The 11,662-nt window shown below is 58.6% G+C and carries 10 protein-coding genes; 5 read left to right on the forward strand and 5 right to left on the reverse strand.

Features of this window, described 5'->3' with window-relative positions; all coding sequences use genetic code 11:
- Position 1: 1 nt before the first annotated feature.
- From Q1W15_RS06595 to Q1W15_RS06610, 4 genes are all read right to left on the reverse strand, one after another.
- On the reverse strand, positions 2-916 hold the full coding sequence (locus Q1W15_RS06595; RefSeq protein WP_300725304.1) for a branched-chain amino acid ABC transporter permease LivH: 915 nt from the start codon (positions 914-916) through the stop codon (positions 2-4).
- 166 nt (positions 917-1,082) lie between these two features.
- Positions 1,083-2,219, reverse strand: coding sequence for a branched-chain amino acid ABC transporter substrate-binding protein (locus tag Q1W15_RS06600; RefSeq protein WP_300725306.1), 1,137 nt, complete (start codon positions 2,217-2,219; stop codon positions 1,083-1,085).
- 362 nt (positions 2,220-2,581) lie between these two features.
- On the reverse strand, positions 2,582-3,865 hold the full coding sequence (locus Q1W15_RS06605; protein ID WP_300725308.1) for an FAD-binding oxidoreductase: 1,284 nt from the start codon (positions 3,863-3,865) through the stop codon (positions 2,582-2,584).
- Between the two features lie 151 nt (positions 3,866-4,016).
- Complete coding sequence (locus Q1W15_RS06610) at positions 4,017-5,507, reverse strand: aldehyde dehydrogenase family protein (protein ID WP_300725310.1); 1,491 nt, start codon at positions 5,505-5,507, stop codon at positions 4,017-4,019.
- 168 nt (positions 5,508-5,675) lie between these two features.
- On the opposite strand from Q1W15_RS06610, the gene Q1W15_RS06615 reads away from it, so the two are divergent.
- The 4 genes from Q1W15_RS06615 to Q1W15_RS06630 all read left to right on the forward strand — a co-directional run bounded on the left by Q1W15_RS06615 (position 5,676) and on the right by Q1W15_RS06630 (position 10,010).
- Positions 5,676-6,572: a LysR substrate-binding domain-containing protein gene (locus Q1W15_RS06615; protein WP_300725312.1), complete on the forward strand. Its 897-nt coding sequence runs from the start codon at positions 5,676-5,678 to the stop codon at positions 6,570-6,572.
- Between the two features lie 176 nt (positions 6,573-6,748).
- Positions 6,749-7,963 (forward strand): nicotinate phosphoribosyltransferase, encoded by a 1,215-nt coding sequence (gene pncB / locus Q1W15_RS06620; protein WP_300725314.1) that lies wholly within the window; start codon positions 6,749-6,751, stop codon positions 7,961-7,963.
- Positions 7,964-7,966: 3 nt separating this feature from the next.
- A complete protein-coding gene (gene nadE, locus Q1W15_RS06625; RefSeq protein WP_300725316.1) occupies positions 7,967-8,794 on the forward strand; it encodes an ammonia-dependent NAD(+) synthetase in 828 nt (275 codons plus the stop codon).
- Positions 8,795-8,987: 193 nt separating this feature from the next.
- Positions 8,988-10,010: a DUF1338 domain-containing protein gene (locus Q1W15_RS06630; protein WP_300725317.1), complete on the forward strand. Its 1,023-nt coding sequence runs from the start codon at positions 8,988-8,990 to the stop codon at positions 10,008-10,010.
- A gap of 63 nt (positions 10,011-10,073) precedes the next feature.
- Here the strand turns inward: Q1W15_RS06630 and azu are convergent, their stop codons facing one another.
- Positions 10,074-10,520 (reverse strand): azurin, encoded by a 447-nt coding sequence (gene azu, locus Q1W15_RS06635; RefSeq protein WP_300725319.1) that lies wholly within the window; start codon positions 10,518-10,520, stop codon positions 10,074-10,076.
- A 338-nt stretch (positions 10,521-10,858) separates the two neighbouring features.
- Between azu and Q1W15_RS06640 the strand changes: the two genes are divergently transcribed.
- Complete coding sequence (locus Q1W15_RS06640) at positions 10,859-11,053, forward strand: hypothetical protein (protein ID WP_300725321.1); 195 nt, start codon at positions 10,859-10,861, stop codon at positions 11,051-11,053.
- The last annotated feature ends 609 nt before the right edge of the window (positions 11,054-11,662 follow it).

Here is an 11,662-nt window from a genome sequence, read left to right on the forward strand (position 1 = left end):
CTCACACCTTCGCCACAAGAGGACGACCCAGCAGGCCTTGAGGACGGAAAATCAGGATCAGCACCAACAGTGAGAAACTGAACACGTCCTTGTAGTCCGAGTTAATCAACCCGGCAAAAAGCGACTCGGAAATACCCAGGATAATGCCGCCCAACATGGCCCCCGGCAGCGAGCCAATCCCGCCAAGAACGGCAGCGGTAAACGCCTTGATCCCGATAATAAAGCCGGCATAGAAGTCGAACGTGCCGTAGTTCATGGTGATGAGTACACCGGCCAGTGCGGCCATCGCGGCACCGATCACAAACACGTAGGAAATGACTCGATCAGTGTTAATGCCCAGAATCGAGGCCATCTTGCGGTCTTGCTGAGTGGCCCGGCACATGCGGCCCAGCTTGGTGTACTTGATGATGTAAGTGAGCAGACCCATGCCGACAAAGGCGGCGACCAGGATGAACACTTTGGTGTAGGTGAGTTGCACAAAGCCTGTGCCGATGTCGACACGCCAAGCGCCGCTCAGCAGGGTCGGCACGCCTTGCTGGCGCGAGCCCTGAGCAATTTGCACGTAGTTTTGCAGGATAAGGGAGATGCCAATGGCGCTGATCAGCGGTGCCAGCCGAGTGGAATTTCGCAGGGGTTTGTAAGCCACACGCTCAATAACCCAGCCATACACGCCGGTGACCACCACCGTGAAAATCAGCGTGCCCAACATGAGCAGCGGGAAGGATTCAATACCGAAGTACGCCAGCAGAGCCAGACTGATCGCCGCGAGGTAAGCAGAGATCATGTACACCTCGCCGTGGGCGAAGTTAATCATGCCGATGATGCCGTAGACCATTGTGTAGCCGATGGCAATCAGGCCATAAACAGACCCGAGGGTCAGGCCGTTCAGCAGTTGCTGCAGGAATATACCGTCCATAACGCAATCTCACGCACTTGAACCCGGGCGCAAACGCGTAACCGCCGGGCCGTCAACGGACGGCCCGGAGCACACGACTTGCGCGGTTCATGGAAAAGAAGACAGGTGATAGCAACCCCACCCACCCGAACGGTCGCCGAAGCGCCGTTCAGGCCAGTGGTTCATGTCACTGCTGTTTTTCCAGTTGGTGATATTTGCCGTTGGCGTCCCACTGATACATCACGTAGTCGGAGACTTTAAGGTCGCCCTTGTTGTCCCAGGCTTTTTCGCCCATCACGGTTTTCACCGGGTTGGCCTTTAGCCATTTGGCAGCCTCTTCACCCTTGTTGGAGTTGGCACCGGCAAAGGCTTCGGCCAGGGCCTGGACCGAAGCGTAGGCATACAGGGTGTAACCTTCTGGCTCAGTACCCGCTTTACGGAACTGGTCGACCACGGCTTTGCTGTCTGGCAGCAGGCGCGGGTCGGCACCAAAGGTCATGTACACCCCTTCAACATATTGCTTGCCGCCAGCGGTGCTCACCAGCTCATCGGTGACCACACCGTCATCAGACATAAACTTCACGTCCTTGAGGCCTTGCTCACGCAGTTGACGTACCAACGGGCCAGCCTCAGGGTGCAGGCCGCCGAAGTACACCACGTCAGCACCGAGTGAACGGATCTTGGTCACCAGGGCGCTGAAGTCTTTTTCGCCGCGGGTCAGGCCTTCTTCAAGAATCGGCTTCACGCCACGCTTGGTCAGCTGTGCGCTGGTGGCATCGGCCAGGCCTTTGCCATAAGTGTCCTTATCGTTGATCACGACCACTTTTTTGCCCTTGAGCACATCAACGATGTAGTCGCCGGCCACGATGCCCTGCTGGTCATCACGCCCGCACATACGGAATACCGCATCCAGGCCGCGCTCGGTGACCTGAGGGTTGGTCGAGCCGGGGGTGATCATGATCACACCGGCATCGGCATACACCTCAGAGGCTGGAATGGTGTTCGATGAGCAGAAATGCCCGACCACACCCACGACCTTGTCTTGATCGACCAGACGGTTAGCCACAGACACGGCCTGCTTCGGTTCACACGCGTCGTCCCCCTTGACCAACACAATCTTCTCGCCGTTCACCCCACCCTTGGCGTTGATCTCGTCCGCCGCCGCCTGCGCGCCCTTCATGTACTGCTCACCAAATGCCGCGTTGGCACCGGTCATCGGGCCCGCCACACCAATTTTCAGATCAGCCTGGACAAACGTAGAAACGCCCAACGCAGCAGCCACTGCGAGAGCCAAAAAACCTTTCTTATAGAACGTCTGCGACATGAGGTGGTGCTCCTGAGGTTTTATTAGATGGCACTTCGACTTCACTTAAAACGCAGAGCAAGCGGCGTGCCATTGGTTTTTTATTCTTGGAAAGTCGTGGTCTGGCTGTGATCAATCGACTGTTTCGGGCCCATTTTTATTGAGCGTGCAACCGTCTAAACCGAGGAGGGTGAAACCGTTTGTTACCATTGAGCGCCACCGAGCAAGCCCTGCCGCGCAACCGGGTTGCCCTGCACCAGGCGACAGCCCGGTAACCCACTGCGTCACCGATCTGCACACTGTCGGTGCACAAGTGCTACACGCTGCTCCCTAAACGTAAAGTCGGTGCGCAAGCCGCCCCCACACGTAACGCCTGAAAACGTTTAAATCACGATTCTTAGGCACTGCCCGGCGTGGTACAGCGAAAAACCGGCCTCATACAGGCAACTGCGCAGCGCTGCGCCTGCCACGGGCTGCATCGGCGAGAACGGAATGGGCAGTGCCTTGGCATCGCCGTGGCACAGGTAATCGGCAAACGCCTTGCCCACCACCGTGCCGGTGGTGACGCCCCGGCCGTTGTAGCCGGTAACCGCGACCAAACCGGGCGCGGGCTCGAACAAGCGCATCAAATGGTCGGGGGTAAACGCAATGCAGCCGGTCCAGGTGCATTCCCACTCCACCCCTTTCAAATACGGGAAATAGTGCTGCTGCACACGGTCGGCCCAGGCCTTGAGAAACCATGCGGGCTTTTGATTGCCATTGCCCAGGCTACCCAACAGCAAACGGCCCTCGGCATCGCGGCGAATACTGCTCAATACCTGGCGGGTGTCCCACGAGCCCTGCCCGCCCGGCAAGATACGGTTGGCCGTGTCATCGGTCAGGGGTTTGGACGCAACCTGGTAGTAATAACCGGGGAAAAAATTGCGCCGCAAATCCGTCCATTCGCCTTCGGTGTAGGCGTTGGAGGCCAGCACAACATGCTCGGCGTTCACCGCGCCGTGTGCGGTGTGCACCGACCAGCGTTGGCCCTGACGCTCCAGCCCGGTGACCGGCGAATGATCGAACAACCGCCCGCCCAGCGCGCTGGCCGCTGTGGCCAAGCCTGAGGTGTAGGCCATCGGGTTGAGGGTGCCCGCCCGCCGGTCAAGCAAGGCAGCGGCGATTTTTGAGGTGCCGGTGGCCACCTCGCAGGCGGCCCCGGTGAGCAGTTCTACGGGTGCGCCCCGGCGCTTCCATTGGGCTTCGCGGCTGCGTAAATCAGCTTCGCCTTTGGCGTTGTGGGCCATGTGCAGCGTGCCTTCGCGGCGCAACTGACAGTCGATGTGGTACTTGTCGATCAGGCCGAATACCCGCGCGGGCGCAGCACCGAGCATGCGATTGAGTTGGCTACCGATGGCTTCGCCAAACCCGGCTTCGATCTCATCGGGCGGGATCCACATGCCCGCGTTGACCAACCCCACATTGCGCCCGGAACCGCCATGGCCGGTGCGATGGGCTTCAAGCACACACACGCTTTTGCCCTGTTCGAGCAAATGAACGGCGGCGGACAGGCCGGTGATTCCGGCACCGATCACACACACATCAACGTTCAATTCACCCTTGAAGGCGGGTGATTTTGGGCGTTGCGGTGTCAGGTATTCCCACAGACATTGTTCGCGTAAAGGCATTGCCAAGCTCCAGAGATGAAACCTAACCAAACGCAAATCACCTGTAGTCGCTGCCGCAGGCTGCGATAAGGGCCGCAGGACCTTAAAAAGCAGGTGTGCTGCGCGACCTATCGCAGCCTTCGGCAGCGACTACACGCCATTGTGTACCCACTCAGTCGAAGGTGATGCCCTGCGCCAGCGGCAGTTCCAACGAGTAGTTCACGGTATTGGTCTGGCGCCGCATGTAGCCGCGCCACGCGTCGGAACCCGACTCACGGCCGCCACCGGTTTCTTTCTCGCCACCAAATGCCCCGCCGATCTCTGCACCGCTTGGCCCGATGTTGACGTTGGCAATGCCGCAGTCACTGCCAGTGGCTGACATAAACTGCTCAGCCTCGCGCACGTCGGTGGTGAAGATGCAGGACGACAGGCCTTGTGGCACGGCGTTGTTCAGGCGCAGCGCCTCGCTGAAGTCGCGGTAACCCACCACGTACAGGATCGGCGCAAAGGTTTCGCTGCACATCACCTCGCTCTGCTCCGGCATTTGCACAATGGCCGGGCTGACGTAGTAACCGTTCGGGTATTGGCTGGCCAATTGACGCTCGCCGCCAAACACGCGGCCGCCTTCACTCAAGGCTTGCTCCAGCGCGTCTTGCATGGCGTCAAAGCTGTGTTTGTCGATCAGCGGCCCCACCAGGTTGCCTTCCAGCGGGTGGCCGATACGAACTTTGGAATAGGCCGCCTTGAGGCGGGTGACGATCTCTTGCTTGATCGATTCGTGGGCAATAAGGCGGCGCAAGCTGGTGCAACGCTGGCCCGCCGTGCCCACGGCGCTGAACAAAATGGCCCGCACGGCCATGTCCAGGTCGGCGCTCGGCCCAAGAATCATGGCATTGTTGCCGCCCAGTTCAAGGATGCTGCGGGCAAACCGCGCGGCAATTTTTGGCGCGACTTCGCGGCCCATGCGGGTGCTGCCAGTGGCGCTGATCAAGGCCACGCGCGGGTCATCCACCAGCGCTTCGCCGGCATCACGGCCGCCAATGATCACTTGGCTGAGGTACGGGGGCGCATCGGTGAAATCAGTCAGTACACGGTCAAACAGGGCCTGACAGGCCAGCGCGGTCAGCGAGGTTTTCTCGGACGGTTTCCAGATCACTGCATTACCGCACACCAGCGCCAGCGTGGTGTTCCACGCCCACACCGCGACCGGAAAGTTGAACGCACTGATCACCCCCACCACGCCCAGCGGGTGCCAGGTTTCACGCATATGGTGGCCAGGGCGCTCAGAGGCGATGGTCAGGCCGTATAACTGACGCGACAGGCCGACCGCAAAATCGCAGATGTCGATCATTTCCTGCACTTCGCCCAGGCCTTCCTGGGTGATCTTGCCCGCCTCCCACGACACCAGCTCGCCCAGGTCGGCCTTGTACTGGCGCAACACGTCACCGAACTGGCGCACCAGTTCACCCCGGCGCGGTGCCGGCACTTTGCGCCAGGCGTCGAAAGCCTGCTCGGCGCGGGTCACGTGTTGCTCGACCTCGGCCGCACCTTCCCAATGCACGGCACCCACCTGGCTGCCATCGATCGGGGTGTAGACCGGCTGATTGCCGTGTTGGTAAAGCGCCGGGTTTACACCCAGCCGATCCAGTAATGCGGCCAACATAAGGGCACTCCTTGAGCTCAGAAAAAGAGGGGCCGCCAGTAGCGGCGCTGTCCCCTATTTGTAGCTGGCTCAGAACGCCCCAACAAACGACCATTAAGCGAGATATCATTCCGAAAATTCATGCTGCGCCGGCAACGTCGCCTGACAACAAGAACAAGGAGGCTGTTCATGCTTAATAAGCGCTACCTGCCATCCATCACCGCTTTGCAGTGTTTTGAGGCCGTCACCCGCCACCTGAGCTTCACCCGCGCCGCTGAAGAGCTGAACTTGACCCAAAGTGCCGTCAGCAAACAGGTCGCCCAACTGGAGGAACTGTTACAGCACTTATTGTTTCGGCGGGTTCGCCGCCGCCTGCAACTGACCCCGGCCGGGGAGTTGTACCTGGTAGAAGTCCGAAAAATCCTGACTCAAGTCGAAATGTCGACCCACACGCTGCGCTCCTACGGGGGGGAAACCGAGGTGTTACGCGTGTCAACGCCGTCGACGTTTGGCGCACGTTGGCTGATCCCCCGCCTCAAGGGCTGGCGCCTGCGTTATCCGCATATTCATCTGGACGTGTGCAACGAACAGCCGGCCGACGACTTGCTGCAGGGGCGCAGTGACCTGGCCTTTTATTTTGGCCAGGGGTCACGCCCCGGCACCGAATCCGTGAGGTTGTTCGGCGAAGCACTGGTGGCAGTGTGTGCACCGTCGAGCTTGCCGAAACAGCCGTTCACCGATCCCACGCAGTTGACCGACCTGGTGCTGCTACAAAACCCCTCACGCCCGCAGGCCTGGCACGAATGGTTTGAAAGCCAGGGCTATCACACCGACCACAGCTATCACGGGCCACGTTTCGAAACGTTCTATATGTGCATACGCGCTGCGCAAGTAGGCTGCGGTGTGGCCTTGCTGCCGAGGTTTCTGGTGGAAGAAGAATTGACCGAGGGCAAGCTGGTCATTGCCTGGCAGCACCCGATGCCGAGTCGTGATGCGTATTACCTGGCCTACCCGGAGCATTCGGCGGGCGTGCCGAAGGTGAAAGCCTTTGTAAACTGGATGATGGAGCACATCGACGACACCTGACCGTGTAAGGGCGAGCGTTTCTACGATCAAACGATCGCGAGCCCGCTCACGCCTACGGCCAAGGATGTAAAAAACTACTGGCAAAACAGTCTACGGATATGAGCCACTAGTGCCATTCATTGATAAGAGCTGAACGTCGTGGCAATCAGGCACGGCCAGCATGGAGATTGCGCCCCATGAGCGAGAGTGTGTTTGCCGATCGCATCGTGCAGAACTTGCTCGACACCGACTTCTACAAACTGACCATGATGCAGGCGGTGCTGCACAACTACCCCAACGTTGAAGTCGAGTGGGAGTTCCGTTGCCGCAACAGCGAAGACTTGCGCCCGTACCTCAATGAAATCCGCCAGCAGATCGAGCGCCTGACCGAGTTAAACATGACTCAGGATCAGTTGGGGTTTCTGGAACACATCACGTTTATGAAGCCGGACTTTATTCGCTTCCTGGGCCTGTTTCGCTTTAACCCGCGCTATGTGCATACCGGCATCGAGAACGGCGAGCTGTTTATCCGCCTGCGCGGGCCGTGGCTGCATGTGATTCTGTTTGAGGTGCCCTTGCTGGCGATTGTCAGCGAAGTGCGCAACCGCTCGCGCTACGCCGACACGGTACTGTCTCAGGCCCGCGAGCAGTTGTACCGCAAGTTTGACTGGTTGCAGGCCAACGCCAGCACAGAAGAACTGGCCGAGTTGCAAGTGGCCGATTTCGGGACCCGTCGTCGGTTTTCATACCGCGTACAAGAAGAAGTCGTCAGTGTGCTCAAGCACGATTTCCCAGGGCGGTTTGTGGGCACCAGTAACGTGCACCTGTCCCGCGAACTGGACATGAAGCCGCTGGGGACAATGGCCCACGAATGGATCATGGCCCACCAGCAACTGGGCCCGCGGCTGATCGACAGCCAGAGCGCTGCGCTCGATTGCTGGGTACGTGAGTACCGTGGCCTGCTGGGGATTGCCCTGACCGACTGCATCACCACCGATGCGTTCCTCACAGATTTCGATCTGTTCTTCGCCAAACTGTTTGACGGGCTGCGGCACGACTCGGGCGACCCGGTGGTGTGGGCTGAAAAATGCATCGCCCACTACCATCGGCTGGGCATTGACCCGATGAGCAAAACCCTGGTGTTTTCCGACAGCCTGACCCTGCCCCGCTCGCTGGAAATATTCCGGGTCCTGCGCGGCCGGATCAATGTCAGCTTCGGCATCGGCACCAACCTGACCTGCGACATTCCGGGGGTTGAGCCCATGAGTATCGTGCTTAAAATGACCGCCTGTAATGGCTCACCGGTAGCAAAAATCTCAGATGAGCCGGGCAAGACCCATTGCTCCGACCCCAACTTCGCCGCTTATTTGCGCCACGTTTTCCATGTTCCTGAACAGTCGCCCAAGGAGTGAATCATGCAGGCCGTCCAGCGCCAGATCGCTACAGACCTCAAGGTCCAGCCGCCGTTTAAAGACCTCGACGCCCTAGAGGCCGAGGTCGCCCGACGCATCACCTTTATTCAGTGCTGCCTGCACAACGCCAGGCTCAAGACACTGGTGCTGGGTATCAGTGGCGGGGTCGACTCGCTGACCGCCGGCCTGATGGCGCAAAAAGCCATCCAGCAACTGCGCGAGCAAACCGGCGACGACGCTTACCGTTTTATCGCCGTGCGCCTGCCTTATGGCGTGCAACATGACGAAGTCGACGCCACGGCGGCCGTCGACTTTATCAACCCCGATGAACGCCAAACCGTGAACATCGGCCCGGCTGTCAAAGCGCTGGCCGCCGAAGTCACCGCGTTCGACGGCAAGCCTGCGGCCACCGTGGACTTTGTGCTGGGCAACACCAAGGCGCGCATGCGCATGGTGGCGCAATACACCATCGCCGGGGCTACAGGCGGGCTGGTGATAGGCACAGACCACGCGGCGGAAGCCGTGATGGGTTTTTTCACCAAGTTTGGTGACGGCTCCTGCGACCTGGCCCCCCTCAGCGGGCTGGTGAAAAACCAGGTCCGGGCCATTGCGCGGTACTTCGGTGCGCCGGAATCGCTCGTGGAGAAAGTGCCCACGGCAGACCTTGAAGACCTTGCGCCAGGCAAGCCGGACGAAGCCTCCCACGGCGTTTCCTACGCCGAGATTGACGCCTTCCTGCACGGCGAACCGGTGAGTGAAGAGGCGTTTACCATCATCAAAAACACCTACGAAAAAACCCACCATAAACGCGAAATGCCGTTCGCGCCTTGATCCCTAACGGTAGGAGGAGCCGGTCGACGCTCGATTGCTCGCGATCTGTTGAGGGTTAAAAGATCGCGAGCCCGTTGGCTCCTACGCCTTTGCTGTACGAATAAACGGAATGAACCCCACAATTTTTTTCGCTTGTCGCGTCAGCGTTCAAACGCTTTGATAGCGGTCTACTTTGTCGCCAGAGCCCAGCCCCATGTCTTCTTTCGATGGTTTGTTCCTGCTTGTCGAAGCTGTCCTTGATCAACCGGCAGCGCAATGGCTGCATGAGCATGTTGAGGTGCCTCAAGCACTGCTGGCTTTCAACTGGCACGAGCAAGCCCTTCACCGCGCCTGGCTCGCCGAAGCTCTGAACCTGTGCCTGTTGCATAAACTGGTGAACGCCGTACCGGACGGCCGCCGCTACGTTGAAGAACAAGCCCGCCAAGGTCGCAAAGTGGTGTTTGATCACGGTGCGATTCGTACTGTTGACTGGCCAGCCAATGGCGAATTGCCTCGCGGGCGTCAGGCGTTTGCCCGGCTGCTGGAGCCATTGGGCTTTACCGATGTGCGTACTTACCCGCTAACCAAGTTGAACATGACGGGCTGGGGGTACCAACAAATGGACTTGCCCGAAGACATTGCGCAGTTTTTTGTGTCGGAATTGCACCCGGGCCGTTTCAGCGAAGGGTTCCAGCAAGCCGTCACTCGCGTGGTCAGTTCCAGCCGAGACCCGCTACAGGCGGCCCACCGCAGCATTCTCGAGCGTTTGAGCCTGACCCGCCATTGCAGGCTAAGCGAAGCCCGCACGTTGCTGCCCGCGCTGTATAAGGCCTTCGACCGCCAGCACGGCGTAGTGCTTGAAAGCGATTATCAGTGCTTGCTCAACGAAAGCGCCGAGATGGCGTGGATTGCCACCGAGGGCAACAGCTTCAATCACCTGACAGATCGCGTGGAAGACCTGGCGGCCTGTGTGGCTCAGCAGCGTGACCTTCAACGGCCCATGAAGGACAGCATTGAAGTGTCGGCTTCAGGCCGGGTGATGCAAACCGCCTACCGCGCGTGCACGGTTACACGCGGCCTGCTGGACGAGCAGGGGCAGTGGCGTGAGCATTGCGTACCGGGGTCGTTTGTTGAGTTTATTCAGCGCAAGGTCGACCCTGAAAGCGGTCGAATCGATCTGAATTTCGACAGCAGCAATGCCCAGGGCATCTTCAAGATGACAGACTCAAAAGCCTGAACCTGAACGCAAACAGCCCTGACCGCACACGGTGCGTCAGGGCTGTCTGTAGGACGGTTGCGCTTATTTCAGCGTAACAGCGCCTTTCATCATGCCGATGTGGCCTGGGAAGGTGCAGAAAAACAGGTATTTTTCAGCCGGGTCCAGCTTGGACACATCAAAGGTCACAGAGTCTGTTTCGCCAGCACCAATGATTTTGGTGTGGGCAAGCACACGGGTGTCACCGTCTTTCAGGTAGCTCTTGTCGATACCAGCGCTGATGCCGTCAGTGGCAATGCCTTGGGCATCGGCTTCTTTGCTCAGCACCCAGTTATGACCCATCACGTTTTTTGGCAGGCTACCGGAGTGTTTCAGCTCAACGGTGAAGGTCTTGCACGATTTGTCGATCTCGATGGCTTTGGTGGTGTAAGTCATCTGATCGGTCGAATCGACCGTCACTTTGCATTCAGCCGCCAGCAATTGGCCGCTGGCCAGAGTCAACAGGGATACCGCAACAACTTTGGCAAACATGGTCTATCTCCAAGGCACAGGGTACAAAAAAACATAAATTTGTATACAGATTGCCCGATTACACCTGAAATTCCAATGATCCATGTCAGGATCTATCGATCTAATCGAACACCCCTTCAGCTAAGCCATTATCGGGCTTATAACCATAGGCCATTTTTTTCAACTTTGTAGGAATAAGTAGCACGCAACGAGATTAAATCCACATCCTGTTTTTTCCGGGTGTAAAGTCGGATTCACAGCGCCGAAAGCAGCCTTGTAAAACCCAGCTAACGGCTACGCGCCAATACAGGGCAGAATACGCGCCGCTCAACCTCCCCTTCGAGCCCAGAGGATCGCCCATGGCCAAACCAAACTATAACTTCGCTAAGCGTCAAAGAGACTTGGCTAAAGAGCAGAAGAAAGAGGAAAAGGCTGCACGCAAGAAAGCAGCGATTGAAAGCGGCACCGTCGACCAGGACCTGGATGTCGATACCGAACAGGAAAACGTCGAGCAAGAAAGCGACGTAGCAGAAGACAAAGCGCCAAGCGCGTAACCCACTCGGCCCGGTTATCCACAACCTGGCCCACAGGATTTTCGCAGGCCATCAATACTCACCTTGGTGGCTTTCAAATTACGCAGTGCAGGAGGGGCCGCCCCGTCTTCGACGCCGCGCTGTCGTTCAGCAATCCTATCTATTGCTGCGGTCACGGCCACTTAAGGTTACGGCTTTACGCCGTGCCACTTCGCGATCGGCCAGCGTGGTTTAAGGGGGCCCTCAGATCAAAAGCACGGTACTCACGCGTAGGAGCGAGCTTGCTCGCGATCTTTTGATCTTTAAACGCTCAATGACGCCGCGCTGTCGCTCAGTAATCCTATCCCTTGCTGCGGTCACGGCCACTTGCGGTTCCGGCCTTACGCCGTGCCACTTTGAAAAGCGCAAAGTGGCCAAACGCTTATGCCCCTACCACTCGGTGCCTCGCTGTGGCTCGGCATGCCCTCACACAGGCTTTGCTCCGTGGGCCCGCCGCGATCGGCCATCCTTGGCCGTGTCGCGGCTAACCCGGCGTCCTGCCGGGTTACCCACTGCGCAAAACCTGCGTTCGGCCAGCGTGGTTTAAGGGGGCCCTTTAGATCAAAAGCCAGATCAAAAGATCACGAGCAA

This window comes from Pseudomonas sp., from assembly GCF_030150285.1.
Classification (GTDB): Bacteria; Pseudomonadota; Gammaproteobacteria; order Pseudomonadales; family Pseudomonadaceae; genus Aquipseudomonas.